This is a genomic window from Siccibacter colletis, assembly GCF_000696575.1.
GTDB lineage: Bacteria > Pseudomonadota > Gammaproteobacteria > Enterobacterales > Enterobacteriaceae > Siccibacter > Siccibacter colletis.
Genome location: NZ_JMSQ01000004.1, coordinates 174,689 through 195,128, shown reverse-complemented (window position 1 = coordinate 195,128; position 20,440 = coordinate 174,689). Strand labels below are relative to the sequence as shown.

14 protein-coding genes are annotated in these 20,440 nt (G+C 52.3%); all 14 read right to left on the bottom strand.

All coding sequences use genetic code 11. The features are described 5' to 3' along the window. The coding region (locus tag ET34_RS0104310; RefSeq protein ID WP_152548346.1) for a type VI secretion system Vgr family protein at positions 1–2,198 on the bottom strand (2,198 nt) is incomplete at its 3' end. Positions 2,199–2,214: 16 nt separating this feature from the next. Beyond that, on the bottom strand, positions 2,215–2,862 hold the full coding sequence (locus ET34_RS0104305) for a hypothetical protein (RefSeq protein ID WP_031519773.1): 648 nt from the start codon (positions 2,860–2,862) through the stop codon (positions 2,215–2,217). A gap of 5 nt (positions 2,863–2,867) precedes the next feature. After that, positions 2,868–6,626, bottom strand: coding sequence for a type VI secretion system membrane subunit TssM (gene tssM, locus ET34_RS0104300; protein WP_031519771.1), 3,759 nt, complete (start codon positions 6,624–6,626; stop codon positions 2,868–2,870). Between the two features lie 8 nt (positions 6,627–6,634). Then, positions 6,635–8,011 carry a type VI secretion system protein TssL, long form gene (gene tssL, locus ET34_RS0104295; RefSeq protein WP_031519769.1) on the bottom strand — a complete coding sequence of 459 codons (1,377 nt, stop codon included), beginning with the start codon at positions 8,009–8,011 and terminating at the stop codon, positions 6,635–6,637. Further along, entirely contained in the window at positions 8,011–9,357 is a 1,347-nt protein-coding gene (tssK, locus tag ET34_RS0104290) for a type VI secretion system baseplate subunit TssK (protein WP_031519768.1), read from the bottom strand. The genes tssL and tssK overlap by 1 nt, the downstream gene beginning before the upstream one ends. A gap of 3 nt (positions 9,358–9,360) precedes the next feature. After that, positions 9,361–9,951 carry a type VI secretion system lipoprotein TssJ gene (tssJ, locus tag ET34_RS0104285; protein WP_201770418.1) on the bottom strand — a complete coding sequence of 197 codons (591 nt, stop codon included), beginning with the start codon at positions 9,949–9,951 and terminating at the stop codon, positions 9,361–9,363. A 68-nt stretch (positions 9,952–10,019) separates the two neighbouring features. After that, positions 10,020–10,505 (bottom strand): Hcp family type VI secretion system effector, encoded by a 486-nt coding sequence (locus ET34_RS0104280; RefSeq protein WP_031519764.1) that lies wholly within the window; start codon positions 10,503–10,505, stop codon positions 10,020–10,022. A 173-nt stretch (positions 10,506–10,678) separates the two neighbouring features. Next, positions 10,679–12,175, bottom strand: coding sequence for a type VI secretion system contractile sheath large subunit (gene tssC, locus ET34_RS0104275; protein WP_031519762.1), 1,497 nt, complete (start codon positions 12,173–12,175; stop codon positions 10,679–10,681). A 17-nt stretch (positions 12,176–12,192) separates the two neighbouring features. Continuing rightward, positions 12,193–12,726, bottom strand: a complete 534-nt coding sequence (tssB, locus tag ET34_RS0104270) for a type VI secretion system contractile sheath small subunit (protein WP_031519760.1) — start codon at positions 12,724–12,726, stop codon at positions 12,193–12,195. Between the two features lie 116 nt (positions 12,727–12,842). Beyond that, positions 12,843–13,415, bottom strand: a complete 573-nt coding sequence (locus ET34_RS0104265; RefSeq protein WP_031519758.1) for a fimbrial protein — start codon at positions 13,413–13,415, stop codon at positions 12,843–12,845. Continuing rightward, positions 13,403–16,021 (bottom strand): fimbria/pilus outer membrane usher protein, encoded by a 2,619-nt coding sequence (locus ET34_RS21535; protein WP_236633813.1) that lies wholly within the window; start codon positions 16,019–16,021, stop codon positions 13,403–13,405. The genes ET34_RS0104265 and ET34_RS21535 overlap by 13 nt, the downstream gene beginning before the upstream one ends. 87 nt (positions 16,022–16,108) lie before the next feature. Continuing rightward, positions 16,109–16,876 (bottom strand): fimbrial biogenesis chaperone, encoded by a 768-nt coding sequence (locus tag ET34_RS0104255; RefSeq protein ID WP_035890874.1) that lies wholly within the window; start codon positions 16,874–16,876, stop codon positions 16,109–16,111. A 99-nt stretch (positions 16,877–16,975) separates the two neighbouring features. After that, positions 16,976–17,527: a fimbrial protein gene (locus tag ET34_RS0104250; protein WP_031519752.1), complete on the bottom strand. Its 552-nt coding sequence runs from the start codon at positions 17,525–17,527 to the stop codon at positions 16,976–16,978. A gap of 103 nt (positions 17,528–17,630) precedes the next feature. Then, positions 17,631–20,276, bottom strand: coding sequence for a type VI secretion system ATPase TssH (tssH, locus tag ET34_RS0104245; protein ID WP_031519751.1), 2,646 nt, complete (start codon positions 20,274–20,276; stop codon positions 17,631–17,633). Positions 20,277–20,440 lie beyond the last annotated feature (164 nt).

The window sequence follows — 20,440 nt, the reverse complement described above, 5'->3', positions numbered from 1 at the left end:
GTGGGCGCATCCGTCGGCGTCTCGGTCGGCGTCTCGGTCGGCGTATCCGTTGGCGCATCCGTCGGCGCATCCGTTGGCTTCGGCGGTTTTGGCGGCCAGACAGGGTATGGCGGCAGCGGGATCGGCAATGCGATCAGGCCAAATGCTAATCCGGCAAGGCTGGAAAGTGCTGCCAATCCACCGCCGCCGCCGCCGCCGGAACCACAACCGTCACCAGGGTTCAACTGTACCTGCCCCCCCTGAATAACGACCTTGCTGGAGCCAACAATTTTGATCACGCTGGCGCTGATGGTGAGTTCCCCACCGGCGCTCATGCTGATTGCACCGCCTGCGACCAGCGTTGCGGCGCCACCCACCGCAATCTGGTGGGCGCCACCTACCGACATGGCGTTATATCCCCCCACATTGGTGAGATTGGCGCCACCGACATTAAGCGAGTTTGCACCGCCCACTGAGAGTGCATTGGCGGCACCAACGACCGTAGAACGTGCCAGTCCCACTTGCAGCGCGGAAAATCCGCCGATGCATTTGTTGTAATGCAGCCCAACCGATACATCGCGACTCACGCCGACTTTGAGCGTTGAGTTGGCACCGATGGTCTGCACCTCATTATTCTTGGTCAGGCGATCCATGTTGCGTTCGGCCTGTTCCCAGTACTGCTCTCGTCCCGGTTTATCCTCAAAGCGGATGCCGTTGAAGTTAGTACGCCCGCCTCCTACGGTACGGCTGACGATCCCGCTCTGGGTGCTGTTGACCGGCAGATCCCACGGCGGCATGGTGACGTTGTTATAGAGGCTACCAATGATAAGCGGGCGATCCGGATCGCCATTGATAAAGTCGACGATTACCTCGTGACCTACGCGCGGAATATAGATCCCGCCAAAATTGTTGCCCGCCCATGCCTGACTGACGCGTAGCCAGCAGGAATCTGATTCAAGGTTTTTGCCATAGCGATCCCACAGGAAACGTACCTTGACCCGGCCATATTCATCAGTCCAGATATCTTCACCCGGCGGCCCGACAACGATTGCCGTTTGCGGCCCATGCGTGCGCGGACGTAACGTTGTTTGTGGATGACGATAAATTTTCGTGGTCGGCTGAACAGTAAACGCAGCGTCATAATGAAAAGCGTCGACACCACTGGATTGTTGGTTTTCAGTGACCGTTAGCCGGCTCGAAATCACCATGTATTCGCGGTTAGCCTTATCGACCGGACAACCCTTCAGTTCAAAATTGCAGCCGCATACGATGCCACGGATCTCACCCGATCCGACCGCACGCGAGCCGATCGCCCCCCGCTCCTCCGCCCTGATGCGCGCCAGCTGTTCACCAATGGCCGGTTTGTCGTAATCTCCCGGCCAGTGGAAGATCTCCATATCGTTAAAGCTGGTCTTACGTGGTTTATTGTCGAGCGCCATGATATCGGCACGCGACTTCTGAAAGTCGTAATCATTCGTTACCCAACGCCCGCTGGTAATGGTCTCCTGGGTATAAAACTGACTGATGTACTCCTGGTCCGCTTTGGGATCGTCGGATTGATAATGAATGACGTGATATGCCTCGCTGAAATAGGGCTTATGCGCGCCAACATTGTCCACCAGCACCAGCTTATGCTTGTGGTCCTGATGTTCAAAAAACCAGTAAATCCCCCACTCTTCCATCAGGCGCTGAATGAAATCGAAATCTGTTTCTCCGTACTGCACCTGATAATCAAGCTGGGGATAGCTGCCTGACAGGCGCTTTTCGAAGGGAAAGTTGTAGTCGCCCAGGATCGCTTCAATGATTTCCACGACGTTTTTTTGCTGGAAAATTTTGAAGTCCGCCGTGAGATCCGCAAGATAAAGCCACGGACGAATCACTATCTCAAACATCGCCTGATTGGCATCCCGGCCAATGAAGCGCGCCTGCTGCACCAGGCCCGAAATTTCACGCGTGCCTTTGCCTACCCCGCGCGCATCGTCAAGCCCGTTGCCATCCAGCTCCAGCTCGACGGTCATCTCCTTGCCGATAAGCGCTTTCAAATCCACATTCGAGGCGGCCTGCCAGGGAATATCCGGGTTAGCAGGCGTCCTGACCATGATGTGATAGGTATAAAGAGTGGAAAAAGCCTCCTCACCCGTAAGCGTTGAGAGTACCAGCGCAGGCTCGCCCAGAAGCGACGGCATCGCCGGAGAGGTTAAGGTAATAGTACGCGACATCATGACACCTGACTTTTCATTGAAATATCCCTTTTACTGGCACGTGTGCCCCCCTGGTGACGGATAGCGGAACACGGTGTGACGCGACGATCCGCCCATGCTGGTTTTGTTTCCACAGCCACAGATACCCTCCCTTATTGATGCATGCAGGCCAGCCGGCCCACGGCATAAACTGCACCCCGCCACTTTCAGTGGCGCTATAGTCCTCTTCGCAGCAGTCACGGAGCCACGCCAGTAGCGGCGGCGACTGTTTCAGCCCGGCGCAGGCGCGATAGTGCCTTGCTACGTGTCGGCAAACCCGTCCTGACGTGCGTCCGACCATCCGGGGCTGCGCAACCAGCGCGCGGGCCAGCCAGAATGCCAGCGAATGCGGCTCCTGCAGGCACTCCTGCAGCGCAACATCTGACAGCGAGGCGTACAGCACGGTCTCGCTTTGCATGGCGACCGCGCCTGTCAGCGTCTGCGACAGGCCGAGCGCCTCGCCGGGTAGTGCAAAACACCACGGATAGCACTCAGCCTGTAGCCCCTGCTGCGCGCCCTGGGCGATGAGAAATGTCGCGAGTGCGCTACCGGTGGCATCACGCCGGTGAAAGCGATGCGTCCACCGCCCAATCGTCGGCGTGACCGCCTTCACCGCGAGCGGTATTTTTTTGCTGAACAGCATCTCGCTTACCCCTCCTCCGGGCAGCGAAAGTTCTGTAGCAGCGCAATCAGACTGGTATCGCCGTAGCGCAACCCGGAGACCTCAAGATCGATACGTCGCTTATCCAGGTCATAGCTCAGCCGTTCGTTCCCGGAGGGCAGAAGCTCTATATTGACGGCGCGCTCGCGTAGCCGCAGCAGCGCCCATGGGCCGTTAATCTGGAGACGACTGAGCGGGGCGGCAATTTCATCGCCACGAACGGTGACCGGTTTGGCAAACAATCCCGCTCCCGGGCACGGTCCAGGCCACGTCACGTAGAACGGCGTCACCGGGCCATGCGCGTATTTATACTTGTTCCCGTCGACGGCTAGCGTCACTTGCAGCAGTGCGGGCGAAAGGTGCGGAACGGAGAATGTCAGGCCGAGGTTGAGTTTTCGCCCCTCGTCCTGCTGGAAAAAGGCGTTACGGATTTCCGCCGCCTGTTCGAATACGGCCAGGCCGGTGCTGTCAGAGGTGCCTTTGTAGCGCCACGGCGATGAAGAGGTGTCTACTTTTGCGGCCAGATTTTTGGCGAAGTAAGTGTCTACCAGTCCGCCGGCGGCGAAAAAGCGGCTGAAGGCGCTGAGAGTAACCTCCTGCCCATCGTCAGCGAAGGGGTACTTCCCTTCCAGCGTGGCGCGGCAGACGGTACCAATGCCTGTACTGATAGCATCGTTGTTGAGCGCCACCTGCTGTATCTCAACATTGTCGAACGCGCTGGCCAGCAGAGGCTCCACCATCTCCCGGAAGGGATCGGGCCATGTCTGAGCCTCTGCGAGTAACTTTTTTCCAGCGTCCGTTACCGGCGGAGTATCGCCGTCTGCCATCGCATTTTTTGCGATCACCAGCATGGTGTACTGCTCGTTAAGCAGAGCAGTCATGCGATTAAGTGGGGTTACGCCGCCTGTCGCCCCTCCACCGCGTACAAATTCATGCAGTGCGCTGAAATGCTCATCCACTCCGGCACGCACCAGTTTCTTCTCCTGCCGCGCCATCAGCGCATCAAATTTTTTCATGCGCGACAGCGTCTGGCTGCGCGGCGTCACGTTCAGCACGTCGCCGAACGTCTCGCCCGGTTCACTCAGCGTGGTCTGCCGCGCCACTTCTTTGGCAAAATGCGTCAGCGGCGACGGAGAGGAGGCCAACGTACGTAACAGCCAGAGGTCAACCGACAGACCCGATGAGGCGTCTTCCGGGGCCTCGCGTGAAAACGCCAGGTGGACATCGGTCAGGAAACGTTGCCAGTAGTGGGTGTAATCACGCAGATAGCGCGACAGCACCCGACCATAAAGCTCCATCTCCTGAGCAGTTCTGACAGGCTGTCCCATCACCCAACCATTCTCCGTGGCGAAAGAGGCCACCAGCGGTAACCCTTTTTTTTTAACCACGTCGTAATAGCCTTCGAGCGTGAACAGGCCGGGGATGCCGTCCACCCGCAACGTCTCATCTTCCAGCGCAAAGACCGGTGCAGCGTCTTCGCCGCTCAGCGTGGTCAACGTGAGGTTTGGCGGCGCGTCCCGGTAGAGCAGCGTTTTAACCTGCTGGTAGATACGCTCCTCAGGAGTCTGTTGTGCCAGCCGGGCGCGGGCTTCACGAATCAGTACCGGATCGGCGGCCTGACCATACTGCCGCCAGTCGCCAGCACCGAATAAGCGCCGCAAATGCCCGATAAACACCGCAGGGCTACCGTAAGCGTCCATTTTATGGGTGCTTTCCCAGCGTGCTGATAGTCCGTCCTCGACCGTGTCACGATCGAATTTGCCCTCGCCAAACACCATCAGATAAAGCTTCAGCGCCTGATAAAGATCGTCGCCTTCTCCCGTCGCGATTGCATCGCGCAGCGCCTGACTGGTCTGCTGCTCGATCTGCGGCAGCAGTAACTGGTGTAACAGAGACTCATAAAGTCCGGTGGCGTTATCCACCATATGAAAACCGACGTACAGACCGTAGCGCCAGTCCAGGGTTGGATGGTAGACATCCGCCGTCGGTACCTGGGGTAATGCCTGACTGAGCGCCAGTAGCTGCGGCACCAGGCTGTCGCTTTTTGTTTTCAGAAAGCGCGACGCCCTGTCTTCAAGCACGCTGAGCCGACTCTCAACCACGTCCAGGTAATCATCGTTGTGCATGAAGCTGGTCATCATGCCGTTAAACAACAGCGCAGCCAGCAGCAGGCAGAGCGCGTGTCCGGCAATGTTCAGCAGGCGGTTGCGACCAGCCGCCTCCAGGTTGTAGCGCACCAGACCGGCATCCTTGACGATCACCTCGGCAAATAGCTGTTTAAGAAAGTAATGACGTCCGCTCCAGCTGGAAATGAGCATGTCGTCACGATCCGGCCGTTCCATTGTGTCGTGAGAACGGTCAGTGAGCGCCTGGCGCCAACGCTGGATGAGTGTTGAGGGATTGATCAGCGGCGGTTCATTCTGCTGGCACGCGCTGGAGAAATAGATGCCGCGCAGCGTGCTGTAAAACTGAGTCTCGTCGTAGCGTGACGCGAAAAAGATGTTCTGCAGCATAGCGGTAACCCCTTCTGCAAGGGTGCGGAAATCGAGCGACAGGGCGTACATCCGACGACGTTCGCCCACGGCATACTCCTCTTGCTGACGCGCGGCGATATTACCGTCAATACGCGATGCCAGCAGCGCAAGCTCGTCTCCCACTTTTCGCTCTGCCAGCGTGGCGCTGATTTTTTCGCCCCAGGGAAAGGTCACTCCCCAAATCTGCTCCCGCGCCTCGGCGGTGAGATCCCGAAAATAGGCTTCAAAACCTGCCAGCCGATCCATACCGGTGACGATCACATAGGCCGGAAAGCGGATGCCGAGCGTTGTGCGAATGTCGTTCAGCCGCTTACGCAGCTGTGCGCTCATCTCTCGCAGTGCGCTTTTTTCAGCCCCCATGATGTCAGCCGCGCTGATAGCAATGATCACGCCATTAATCGCGTTAACCGGTCGATATTTGCCGATGGCGTTCAGGATGCCTTGCCACTCCGGATGCGCGTCCCCTGCGTCAGAAATGAAGCGGCCCGCGGTATCCACGAACAAGGCATCGTTGGCATACCAGCATTCGCAGTGTGACGTCGGTACTGTCCTGGCCGTAGTGCGCGCCAGTTGTTCAGGCAGCGGAAACTCCTGCCCTGAGGAGACGATAAGCGACGTTTTTCCCGCCTGCTCGTTGCCAATAACCATAAACCAGGGGAGCGCATCCTGAGAAAACATGAAAAAGCGGCGCCAGCGTGATACCCCGGTGCGCACGCCCCGCGTACGCACCGCGGCTTTACGGATGATGCCTGCCACTTCCGTCATCTCGCGGGCAGGCTTGACCTTACCTTTGCGAAATTTATGAAAATCATCCAGCAAATGAGGATTGCGGGACAGTGCCAGCAGGAGCAGCCAGCCGGCATAGATCAGCGTCACGAATGCGATAACAGCCACGATGACCAGCCGGCGCAGCGTACTGGTGAGCGGCCATGTATCGCCGAGCAGTATAAAGGGCCCTAACTCCCAGACCAGCACGCACAGTGTGACGGCAACCAGCACAAAGAAAGGAATGCGCCAGAACAAACGTGCAAACCACCCAAGCGCCAGCAAAATGAACACCACGCGCGTTTGCACGCCCTCCAGCGGCCGCGTTTTGCCGAACCCGATAAACGGGCCCAGATACCAGATAGCCGCCGCCAGGGTAATAAAGCAGGCGAACAGCAACAGGGTTTTTAACGATCGCCCCGAAAAAAGCCGGTTTACATAAAACATGAAGGCACTCATTTGTAGGTCACGAAAATTTCAACGCGCCGGTTCGACGCACGTCCCTGGGCATCATCGTTCTGGCTAACAGGCTGGCGATCGCCCATACCTTCCACGCGTATATAAGATGCGGGCACCCCTTGTGCTTTCAGCACGTTTGCTACGTCCGCTGCGCGCATTTCAGAGAGGATTTGGTTATTCGCGATACCGGGTTTATGAATAGGCAGCGAATCGGTATGGCCGACAATGGCTACGCGCCCGTTGACCCGCCGTATTTCCTCTGCCACCCGTTTCAGGATGCCCATCATCTCCGGGCGGACTCTGGCCGAACCGACCGGGAACATTGCATCGCTATGGAAAATCACTTTGCTCCGGCTGGTGCTCTCATCCACCGAGACCAGTCCCTGTCGAATCTCTTCTTTCAGCAAAATGGCTAGCCGCAAACGCTGGGCTGGCGGAAGCGCAAAACCCCGCAATTCGCTCAGCGCATCGATACGCAACCGGGCCACGCTTTCACGCGACGCAAGCAGATAACTGGCGGTGATAAACGTTCCGGCGACCAGCAACGCGGCAAACAGGGCGGTAACACGCACCGGGAGCGCATAGCGCAGCCGCTTGCCGCCCTCACGCTGAACGCGGGCATGCGGTGAGAGCGCAGCCGGCACGGAGTCACGGGTACTTTGCAGCAACGTGAGCAACTGCTGCCGGATTTTAGTGAGCTGCCGCTCGCCGTTTTCAATAATGCTGTAGCGTCCTTCGAGGCCTAACCCCAGGATACGCAGCATGATCTCCAGCACGTCGGCATAGTCATGCGGGTTCACCGACAGACGACCAACCAACAGGAAAAATTTATTACCGCCGTCGTTATCACCTTCGAAATGGTTTAGCAGATTGCTGCGTGACCAGGCGCAGGCGATCCCCCATGGCGTTGCATGCGCTGCCTCGTCCAGAGCGGTACAGAGGCAATAGCGCACAATGGCCATTTTTTTCCACGGGATGTTGGTTTCATCACACACGACGCTGAAGAGATTGATCTCATTGATCAGGGTCCGCTTCAGCACGCCGGCATGAGCGGGTGAACTTACCGACTCCGGCATTTCACTCAGAGCCCGCAGCAAGGGCTGGGCAGCTTCCAGCAGCGGCATCGCCGCAGCCGCCACCGCATTAACCCGTTGCCGCACGCTTTCGGTTTTAACGATAACTTCCTGCCCGGCACCGGCGAATATCTCTGCCTCAGGCGTGGTCGCTGCCGACGTCGTGGGTGACGTAGCGGAGGAAAAACTTTGCGACTCACTCATCAGAAATTTACCCAGCGCCTGGAGACTGTCATCGTCCTGCGGCGTCAGGTCTGACGCTGGTGAGATCGGTGAATCGGTCATCGGGACGTCACTCATTACTCACGGATCCCCCACATTTCCATGCGCAAGCCCGGGAAATCTCCGGCTACGTGAAGTGCAATCGCGCCGGTGGCAGCGATGTGCTCCCAGAAGGTTCCGTTTTTTTGCAATTCAAAGTAAACGTACCCGGCGCTATACGGGATCTGTCGCGGCGGCACCGGCAAACTTTGCAGCAGCAGTCCGGGCAGATGCGAGCGAACCAGATCCTGCAGTTGCTGCGGCGCGCTGATTTTGACCTGGGCGAAAAACTGCTGCTGCAGTACGTCAGCGTGAAGCTGCGCGTTCACCGCCAGCACCAGGTTCGAGAAGGAACGCAGCTCGTGCGGCATTACTGAGGCGGACCAGATACCGTGCCCTTTTTCATACAGCGGAATCACCTGTCCGGCGCGTACCAGAATCTGATTGAGCAGATCGTGAATCTCCTCCACCAGCGGGCGAATCGATGGATAAAGCCGCGCATGATCGTAACCCGGTGCCGCTTTTGGGCGACGGGTCTGGGTACGCAGAAAGGTGGACAGCTCGCCGGCAAATTTGGCCAACTCCTGATAGAGCACAATCGGCGGCATCTCAGGAATGGTGCGCAAATGATTGAGAATGGGTTCGTACTTATTAAAAATTTGCAGCAGCAGATAATCGACGATTTCTGCGCTGGCACTGGCCTTGCCGGTACTGCCGGTCAGATGCCCCGCCAGCATCCCGGCGCGGATTTTTACCAGTCCGCTAAGATGCGTCAGCCATTCGGCAAGCAGCGGGCTGGCTGCGTAACCGGTGACGGGCGGAATGAAATCGTCCTGATGCAGCAGCACGCTGCCATCTGGCTGCAGTGCGCGAACCCGGGTCAGCGGCAAACCGATCCAGGATTCCGTCATCTCCCGTTCGCACACCAGACACAGGCGAAGCTGCGCCAGCTGAACCGGTTTTGGTCCCTGACGGATCGCGTTGGTATCGGTGATCTCATCTTCAAACGCGCAAAAACGGGCCAGTGAACGCGTGTCCCAGGGATCAAAAATCGTCTCGTCGCTGTTGTCCAGCCGCAGCGGCACAGCAAGACAGATAACCTGACCAAGGTGTTCAGGAGTAATGGTTAAGGGTTCCGGGCTTTCGGCATGACCGGGAAAATCGAAAGGTGTCCCGTCAGGCAGTACGCCCCGACCAGAGCGCAACACCAGTTTGCCGTAGGCAAGCGCCTCCTGATCGATTTCATATTGAGCAAAGCCCCAGAAAAACGGAGTGATTGTCGCTGCGCGCTTATGGGCAAAATATTCAAAATAGCGCTCCTGCTGCTGGAAAAGCTGCGGGCGCAGAAATAATCCTTCACTCCAGATAACTTTATTTGTTCTCACGGCTTATTCCACTTCCTTGACAGAGAGAGCTAACGATCCGATATCTACCTGTAATGCCGGCGAGGGAGGTGTAAACCACCGGCTATACCAGGCACGTTCATCATTGCGATTGACAGGCCAGGCCGTTACGGCTTGCGCATGATTAATATCCCGATATGCCGCCACAATACCCAGCGCCACGGCATCTGCCGCGGGCGTTATTTCCAGCTCGCGTTTTTCGCCCGGTTTAATCATTACGTCGGACACTTTTTTAATTTGCGTAAGCAACTCGGGATCGCTTCCGTCTGTAATAGTGAAATAGTCACTCATCGCAAAAGCGTCAGTACCTGTTAATTCATAAATACGAATACCAACCGGGCTAGGCTGCCCTTTTTCATTCGGGTTAACTTTCTTGTCGGCGACAAGCGTAATATCAACCTTATTTTTCTCCTGCGGCTCAACGGAATGGCAGGAGGATAAAAAAATGGCCAGAGTTAAAATTTGACAGTAGTTAAAAGCCAGGCAGCTACGCCTTACTCTTATTTCCATATATCGATATTCTCCATGCGCAGAAGCGCCATCCGCAATGCGAGGCCAGCTGAGCGCACCATCCATTGCGTGATAGAGCCTGAGTAGCGCTCCCGTCAGCATGCGCGAAACGGAAGCGCTTCAGACGTTATTTATTAACCGTGCAGGTTAGCTTTAACATCATAAGTAGCAGAAATAACGCCTGCTTTATGCCCTTCAGCATTCTGCATAACGTAGTCCTGCGTCATCTTCGTAAAGGAGAAACGCACCTGCTCGCGCGGGCGCGCTTCATCTTCAAGCGAGCCTTGCATACCGACATGGGTAATAATGACATCGGTGAATTTGATGATTAAATATTCCAGCGGATCGCCACCTGCTTTACGGATCACGAACTGAATATTCTTGATATGCTTACCGGTCAGACAGTAATTAAGCAGATTCGGGCTCGCTTTATCCGTATAGTGAACGAAAATAAAGTCCTCAACGGTGGCACGACCAGAGCCGCCGCCGGAACCGCTGTGCATATTAGAATGTTGTGAAACATCCCATTTCCAACTCAGAACCTGAATTTCATTTTTATGAGTGGCATCTAAAGACTCCCCTTCGATGCCATCAATTTTAATAAACATATCTTGTGCCATAAAATCCTCTTAAGCACTAATTTGGTGTTCAGTTGACAACCACATAAATAGAGGAAAAGCGAATAAGGATATTATTCGGCTAATCCTTTCCCATTTGTAATACTGCTATTACAAACACATGGCTATCCAAACGACGTCCGAAAGGACCTCGTCTGACAGCTCGCTATTCGTTATTACGCTTCTTTAAGCGATGGCAGTTTGGCGACCATACGCAGCGAAACGGTCAGCCCTTCAAGCTGGAAATGCGGGCGCAGGAAGAACTTCGCCTGGTAGTAACCCGGATTGCCTTCCACATCCTCTACAACCACCTCTGCGGCTGCAAGTGGACGACGCGCTTTGGTTTCCAGCGTTGAATTCGCCGGGTCACCGTCCACATAGTTCATTACCCAGTCGTTGAGCCAGCGCTGCATCTCATCGCGCTCTTTAAAAGAGCCGATCTTGTCGCGTACGATGCACTTAAGGTAGTGCGCGAAACGTGAACAGGCGAACAGATAGGGTAGTCGTGCGGATAAGTTCGCATTCGCCGTTGCATCGGCATCGTAGTACTCAGTCGGTTTTTGCAGTGACTGCGCACCAATAAAGGCCGCGTAATCGGTATTTTTACGATGAATGAGCGGAATAAAGCCATTCTTGGCCAGCTCCGCCTCACGGCGATCGGAGATAGCGATTTCTGTCGGGCATTTCATATCCACCCCGCCGTCATCGGTCGGGAAAGTATGGGATGGCAACCCTTCAACAACGCCTCCGCTCTCTACCCCGCGGATCAGGGTGCACCAGCCATACTCTTTGAAAGAGCGGTTGATATTTGCTGCCATGGCATAGGCGGCGTTAGACCAGACGTATTTGTTATGGTCGGCGCCATCCGTGGTTTCTTCAAAATCAAAAGCATCGACCGGATTCGTACGCACGCCATACGGCAAACGCGCCAGGAAACGAGGCATGGCAAGCCCAATGTAGCGGGAATCTTCGGACTGACGCAGGGAGTTCCAGGCCGCATACTCCAGGTTTTGGGTAAAAATCTTGGTCAAATCGCGAGGATTAGAGAGTTCTTGCCAGGAGTCCATCTGCAGAACGCTGGGGGCAGCACCAGTGATAAAAGGAACGTGTGCGGACGCCGCGACTTTCGCAATAGATGACAACAGATCGACATCCGGTGCGGTGTGATCGAAGTAGTAATCGGCCACGAGGCAACCATAAGGCTCACCACCCAACTGACCATATTCCTCTTCGTAGACCTTTTTAAACAGCGGACTCTGATCCCATGCCACGCCTTTGTAGCGCTTCATATTGCGGCGCAGCTCGTTTTTGGAAATATCCATAAAACGCAGCTTAAGCTTTTCATCGGTCTCGGTATTGGTAACCAGATAATTCAGCCCGCGCCAGGCGCTTTCCAGCGACTGAAATTCACGATGATGCAGGATGAGGTTTATTTGCTCGGTTAATTTACGATCGATTTCCGCAATGATAGCAGCGATGCTCTTATAAGCATCTTCAGAGATCGTAACGGTATTTGCCAGAGCCTGTTCGGCAAGCGTTTTCACCGCCCCTTCAACGGCCGTTCTGGTTTCATCGGTCTTAACTTTGAACTCCCGGGAAAGCAGGGAGTGAAAGTCGTTATGTTCAGCTACAGCAAGCGCCGCTTGTTCTTTAATAGTTTGAGCAGTAGACATGGTTATTCTCTTCTTAATTATTCTTCATCTGAGGTATCAGCGGCTTGTTGAATAGCCTTCGGCGCAGATGCAAGCGTATTAAGCAGAGCTTTATCCTGAAGCAGTTTCATAACCAGTTCTTCTGCACCCGCTTTGCCGTCCATATAAGTTTGCAGGTTGGCAAGTTGGGTTCTCGCTTCCAGTAAACTTGCCAGCGCATCCACTTTGGTGGCGATAACGTCCGGGGAAAAATCATCCATGCTTTCGAACGTCATATCGACCATTAGCTGCCCTTCACCCGTCAATGTATTAGGCACGGCAAAGGCAGCGCGTGGTTTCATCGCTTTCATTCGTTCATCGAAATTGTCGATATCAATATCAAGGAACTTTCTGTCAGCTACGCTGGGAAGTGGCTCAAGGGGTTTACCAGACAGGTCAGCCATGACCCCCATAATAAAAGGCAGCTCGACCTTTTTTTCAGAGCCGTAGATTTCTACGTCGTACTCAATCTGGACGCGAGGTGCACGGTTTCGTGCAATAAACTTTTGCGAACTACGTTTATTAACAGCCATGATGGTCCTTTTCACTGTGTAATTTAAAAATTCACAGTATCGTCAGGAAGTTGAAGATACTGTGAACAAATATTCCTCTGAATAAATATTTCAGAGAGAAATACTAAAAGCCGCCATTAACGATACGTCAAATTAATACTTGCCAGAGAACTCACTAATCCAGGGGTAACGGCCGCAGCCCCCTTAGCGTAATACATTGCCTGATAGTCATGCGCAATATCGCCGCCAGCCGACGGAATAATATAATCCTGAGTGCTATTTCGATCGTTTACTATCATTTGCGCTCCCGCTGCATTACGTAAACGCACCTGGACATTGCTACTGTATTCAGCGCCTGTAGCATTAACAAGATTGCCAGTTGTACTGTCTGCATCAGTACTGGCAAACCATAACGAAATAGTTTTTGCTGTCGGACATCCTTTCAAAAGAATAGTAAACGTTACGCTGCCCGCTTCTGCGCCATCGGACTTCAGCGTAGCCGTGGAGAGTACCGGCAGCGCGACTTTTTCCGATGATGAGCCATTGTTGATCACAACGTCACAGGTATCCTCCAGATAGGTTCCTTTGAACAGCACCTCGACCTTACAATTTGTCCCCGAACAGGATTCAGCGCTGGCAACGGAGCATAACCCCACCGCACCCGCCAGCAGCAGGCAGCACGCCTGCACACTTTGCATTACTGGATACATGTCATCTCCCGCTGTTCAATAGTGCTGCTTTCAGCGCTCATCAACGAAGGGCGCGTACTACTGTTCACTAAACGGCACCGTGTACGCCCGCCGTTCAGTACAGCAAACAGTGACTGTGATAGCGGGTCCCAGCCGCGAATGAATGCCATCCCCCCCTGGCCGATTACGCTTTGGGGGATGTTTTTATCATCAACCAGCGGCGTGCCGATGGGTAAAAACGCATGCTGCTCATTTCGCGCGATGATAATGACCGGTTTGCCGACCAGCGTTTCCATTTTTACGCCAATCGCTGACCCCATACGAGGCACAACGACTTTCTGGTTCTCCATCACGTCCACGTCAGACGGCAAACCTTTGGTATCCACCATTACCGTATTTTCACGATACGGCGTCAGAGATGGCATGATGGCGTACCCGTTACCGTCGATATGCGTTCCGTAACCATTCATGACGGCAGCCCCTTCGGCCCCTTCTGCGTGAATAATGGCAAAGGGGAAATCGCCCAGCTGTGAGCCGGCAGTAATTCCCCCGCGGTGCGCAACCAGACTGCCATTGGCGGAAAGTGATACCTGACGTGACGACGTATTATTTGCCGATGCGGTTATGCCGAACTGGCCAACCGGCGTACGGTAATTCATATTGCCCGAAAGCGTCTCCTGCCCATCCGAGCCATGAATCCCGGACGCTGCCGTACCGATGCCATACGTTAATTCACTCTGCTCGCCCTGGCTTCCGTTCGCGTTGAGCTGGAACGTATCCCGCCCATCAGAATCATGACTGACGGTAGAATAAATAGAACTGAACAATGGTTGTGACGTTAGTGAATCACCAATCGGGATATTAAGCCCTAGCATGATGCTGTCGTCGTACTCGCCCTCACCGTCGTCACTACGCATGGCCGTTAACGACCAGGAAAAATAACGCTGCGCTTTATTGAAGGTGACGGAATACTGTTTGCCAGTCTCTCGCGAATCCCAGTAGTCATACAGGCTGGCTGATAATGCCAGCGAGCTGTTAGCCCACAGTTGCTGGGATAAATTTGCGGTAAACCGTTGCTTAGTGCGATAGTCAACCGCGAGGTTATCTTCATCAAGATTATTCCCGTAACGCTCAAGGGTTGCGTCTCTGAAGGTATAAAACCCTTCTGAGGAGTAGCGATAAGCAGCCAATGTCATATTGGTATCTGTTTGATTCAGATATTTTGTATAACCCACACTGATGCTATTACCTGACGCAGTTTTACCCGTGCTTAATTCACTCTCCGCATGGGTGATATCAAATGAAACACCCCCAAATGGAGTGTTAATGGCATTACCCACCGCAGCCGATTTATAATGTTCTGCGATTTGCATACCGGCATAGACGGTATAATTATTCCCGATACCGTAGTGATACACGCCCTGTAGTATCTTTGCTTTTTCACGCACCGTATCGTCGTGCAACTCGCCGACAGACACACTGAAACGGGATATGCCTTCGTGTAACAGCATCGGTGGTGCTGAAAAAGGAATAGTCTGTACGCGCTGCCTGCCATCGGCCTCGGTAATGGTCATTTCCATGTCGCCGCCATACCCCATGGCACCGACATCATCCAGCCTAAAGGGGCCCGGCGGGACGACAGTTTCATACACTTTTTGGCCGTGCTGAGTAACCGTCACCCGTGCGTTCGTTTCTGCTGTGCCTTGTAAAACAGGGACATAATTACGTAGCCCCTCAGGCAGCATGCGATCGTCAGACTGCAGCTGAGCCCCACGAAGACCATAGCTGTCAAAGAGTTCGCCGGGCGTGTTGGTATCACCGATCGTGAGACGGCTACGCATAGCAGTTATATCTCGTTCGGCATAACCCAGCAGGCTTTGTGTACGTCTGTCGTCGCCTTTAATCCAGCTACTATTGATGCGTTTACGTAAACGCCACTCACCTGCATTGAATCCCATCAGTAAACCTATATTACCGCTGTAATTCTCCTTTTGAGCGTCTGAGCTGGCGTTATAGATATTAGCGTTATAGTCAATAAACCCGGCGGTTTCCCCGGACTCCCACCGCTTTGGGTCGATATAGCCGCGAGGAACCGCAACCATATTGGCCTGAGGTATAATAATATTAAGTTCCAGATCGCCGTCGTTATAAACTACCCTGGCGTCAGAAATAAGCGAATCCAGACGAGCACACGGCTCGTTCTGCGCGTTTTCTTTATTTTTCTGGCCTTTTTGAGTCAGCTTGATACCCAGCGCTGTAAGATCATCTTTAGAGAAGCACGCAATACCGCTTTGGCTGTCTCCTTCAGTAACAAAATTAATATCATGTTTGCCTCTATTATCGCCATTAACAATAGCAGTGACGGTATGAACTCCTGGCGTTACCAGATTGCCCTTTTCATATTGGCTAACATCAATGCCTGAGCCATGAACAAACCCTGCATTATATTCCACATCCGCTGGTGACTGGCCATTGTCTCTATATTCCGGAGATACTGCCCAGCCCCGCTGAATTAATAAAAAAGAATAAAAAACTGTACATGCAAAGCGCCTGGATGGACGTTTCGGAAAAAATAGCAGGTGATTATAATTTATTATTTCTTTATCAGTTTTATTGAAGCGATTCAATTTTCGTTTCCTTCCTGACAATACCGCTGCAAGTACGATGCAGAAAGCGACAACTTCCTTATGCCGCCAGTGTTAATCAGCGCATGACTATTTATTATTCGCGCTAAGCTTCAGGGTATTTGACGATGCGCTTTTTAGTTCTCGAACCATTGCCGCCCCGTAATCATTTATGATCCTGAAAGTCGCATCGCTGACCGGGCTGCCAGCTGGCATAGCGGGTTTCGCATAAAACTCTTTGGTTTCGAGAGGGGCAAGCATATCAAGATCGATCTTCCATATCTTGCCATTTGCTTTAAATTCACCGCCGTCAAAATTCATATAATATGCGGTAGGATTACTCACTTTTACGCCGCGACCGTACTGTGGATTATCGATAAGTTGCCAGGCAACATTATCCAACTTCCCTACGCCACTGTATCCCAATGATGAGGGGCGATATATTATTTTTATACGTGTACGGAATGCCAGTTCGAGCCGATTTTTATTTTCCGAGTTAATGGCCTGGACAGGAGGTATTTCTAGCATATTGAACCAGTAGAGCGATTCACGATCCTGTGGAAGCGGCATGCCATTATAAATAACACGGACCGTCTGGCCTTTACCCGGTTCAACACGATAAATCGGCGGCGTGACTATGAATGGTACCTTCATATTATTCACATCGCCTGTGGATTTCCCATCATCAACCCATACTTGCACCAGCGGCGGATGATCACCTTTATTGTTCGTTCTGACGCTAACTTCTTTCTGCCCGCCGGGAAAAATGATACGCGTACCGCTGATTGTCATCGCAGCAGACACTGAAAATGATAACATTACTGATAATACTGCTACAGCAATTTTGCTAGTCGACATAAACAGCGCCTTAATTAACATGTGTTAAATACACACCAGTTAAATATACGAACTACGTTATGAATGTATGCCCCGCTATTATTTAGCGGGGCATGATCCTTATGGATACGCCAGGGTATAAGTAACCTGTGCTTTCACATCGCCTGCAGTAGCTTGTGCAGTGGCATAGTAACCACCCAGATATTCCATTGTTGCAGCCTGAGTCGTACTATCAACCGGGAACGGTTTACCTGTTGAACCGATACGGATTTGAGTTGAATCGGTATTGTACAGACGAACCTGAACCTTCGTCGCAGAGTTATCTGGATCGTCAACTTCTAACTGGTTGATCAGGTTACCAGTGGATGCATCGTACTCGCTGTTTAATACTTCAAAATGGGCGGCTACCTGAGTGATGGCCGCCGGGCAATCTTTCACTTTAATCTGAAAAGATTTTGAACCCGCTTCAACCCCTGCAGCATTCAGTGTTTTTGTAGAAAGAGTCGGCAACTGAACGATGATATCTTTAAAACCATCCTCGATAACGCAGGTTTCATCAATGAGTTTACCATTGAAGGTGACAGTACCCTGCCCAACGACATCTGCTGCGTTGACGCTTACAGAAGCAAGAGATAAAGCGATGGCGCACACAGCAACTTTCATTTTTGACATAACATCTATTCCTTAGAATGTCGTATAGTTTATATCAGTAAATCTTACCGATTTACTGTTTTCCCAAAGTGCTAGTTAATCACTGCTAATTTTGCGACTCCCCTTAAACTAAGCGTAATCGCAAATTCTTTTTTGCATCCAGCCCAACATTTAATTTTTTATCAGAAAGTAATTCATTTTGCTTAAGAATAAAAGCACCTAATTGCGGCATGATGTTTTTTTCAATATAGCGCACGAGTGTTCTTACGCCGGTTTCAGCAACAGGAGCATGTTCAATGATATGTAATACGATGTTCTCTGAATACTCAAAGGTCACTTTATAATGATCGTAGAGTCGCTTACCTAATCGATTTAGATGCAGCGCGACGATACTTTTCAATGAGGTCGTATCCAACGGCTTATAGGGAATAACACTCACTCTTCCCATAAATGCCGCAGGGAAAACTGTCATAAGTTCAGCCTGTAAGGCCTCGTTTATCTTTGCCTCATCCGGTATGGCATTTTCATCACTCCAGGCACTACTCAGGAGCTCACTTCCCGTATTACTTGTTAACAGGATGATGGTATTTTTAAAATCTATATAACGCCCTTCGCCATCTTCCATCCAGCCTTTATCAAAGACTTGATAAAATAACTCATGTACATCAGGATGCGCTTTTTCAATCTCATCAAGAAGCACGACGCTATAAGGTTTGCGACGTACGGCTTCGGTCAAAACGCCTCCTTCACCATAACCCACATAGCCCGGCGGCGAGCCTTTTAAAGAAGAGACCGTATGCGCTTCCTGATATTCACTCATATTAATGGTGATAAGATTTTGCTCACCACCGTACAGACTTTCTGCAATAGCCAGAGCGGTTTCCGTTTTACCTATGCCTGAAGGACCGACCAACATAAATACGCCGATTGGCTTTTGTGGATCCCCCAGACCTGCGCGCGCCACCATAATGCTTTCGCCTATCTGGCTCAGCGCATGATTTTGTCCGATAACGCGAGCCGCCAGACGCTGCGGGAGTTCCATCACTGCACGAACGTCATCTTTAAGCATCTGTCCAACCGGAATTCCGGTCCAGTCCGCCACAATACCTGCTATGACGTCAGCATTAACCTCAGCCTGCACCAGCGTTTGCTCTCCCCGTAAAGATAAAAGCTCCGCCTCGACTCGAGAGAGATCCTCTTTTAAACCTGTAACAGATTTATGATTCTCAGCTTCATTATGAATCGCTTCGTAGAGCGTATTACGCGTTGTGATGAGTTGCTGCACTAATACATTTTCTTGCTGCCAACGGCTCTCAAGCGCCTCAGCTTCGCACTGGTAATCAGCAAGTTGCTGTCGAAGCAACGTGCTGCGTGACACATTTTCCTTCCCAAATTGCTGTGCTTTTTCCAGCAAAGACAGCTCGTTCTGGATAGTTTCCATTCGGAACTTCATATCTTGTAAGGCTGCCGGTAGCGCATGTTGCGCCGCTGATACACGCGCACAAGCTGTGTCGAGAAGGCTAATTGCTTTATCAGGCAACTGACGCGCCGGTATATAACGGTGTGATAAACGCACCGCCGCCTGAAGGGCTTCATCCATAATCCAGACGCCATGATGACGTTCAAGCACAGGGACAAGACCGCGTAACATGGCGGCGGCAGTCTCTTCAACAGGCTCGTCGACCTGAAGAACCTGGAAGCGGCGCGTCAGAGCCGGATCTTTTTCGATATGCCGTTTAAACTCGCTCCAGGTTGTGGCGCCAATCGTCCGCAACTGACCGCGCGCCAGCATGGGTTTCAAAAGATTAGCCGCATCACCAGTACCGTTTGCTCCGCCAGCGCCGATCAAGGTATGCACCTCATCAATAAACAGTACAATCGGATCTTTAGACGAACAGGCTTCTTCAAGTACCGATTTCAGGCGCGCCTCAAATTCGCCTTTCATACTGGCCCCGGCAGCCAGAGCGACAATGTCCAGTGCCAGCAAACGTACCTGAGCAAGGGCTGGAGGCACATTGCCCGCAATAATGGCCAGCGCAAGCCCTTCAACTACAGCAGTTTTACCCACCCCCGCTTCGCCAGTTAATAACGGGTTGTTTTGACGACGGCGCAGCAAAATATCGATCATGGTGCTAATTTCGCGATCGCGCCCCAGAACCGGATCGATTTTTCCTTCCCGCGCCATCGCTGTCAGATCGGTTGAATAGTTTGCCAGGTTTCCACTCTGGTGGACTGAGATCGCCTTAATTGACTCACCTGGGGCGAGGCCATTTTCCTGCGCGGTCTCGAAAACTTCAGGTGATGAAGCTGTTATGGATGAAAATTCGCGGTCGAGCGTATCAAGCGTAATGCGGTCTAACGATGGTGCGATGGAAAGCATTGCGCGACGCAATTCCGGATTCTCAAGTATCGCAAGAATAAGCTGTCCGCTACGGATACGTGACTCTTCGCACTGAAGACTTGCATAAATCCATGCGCGTTCTATTACCTGTTCAATTTGCCAGGAGAAATCGACGATTTCATTTGCGCCGCCGGGCAGGCGTGTAAGCGCCCCAACCAGTTCTCGCTCAAGTGTGTTGCTATCAATATGAAACCAGGAAATGATAAGTTTAAAGTCGTTATTTTGTTCCTGATTCCATAACTGATTAAACCAATGGACGAGCTCAACATAGGGATTTCCTTTGAGTTTACACAGCGCAGTAGCACTCTCAATACTTCTGAAGAGCGTGGTATTAAGCTTACCAAACAAATTTTTCCTTGTAATAGCCATGCGCGTACCTGAGCGTCCTTTTTAAAATGAGAAATCAATCAAAAAATCTATTTCAGCCATAAGCGATCAGGGTGAAGAGTAGCGACAAACAAACTGAAACAAAAGCCTAATCATTTACCCCAACAAATATTAAGAATAATGATCGATGATATTTCCGTTAATCC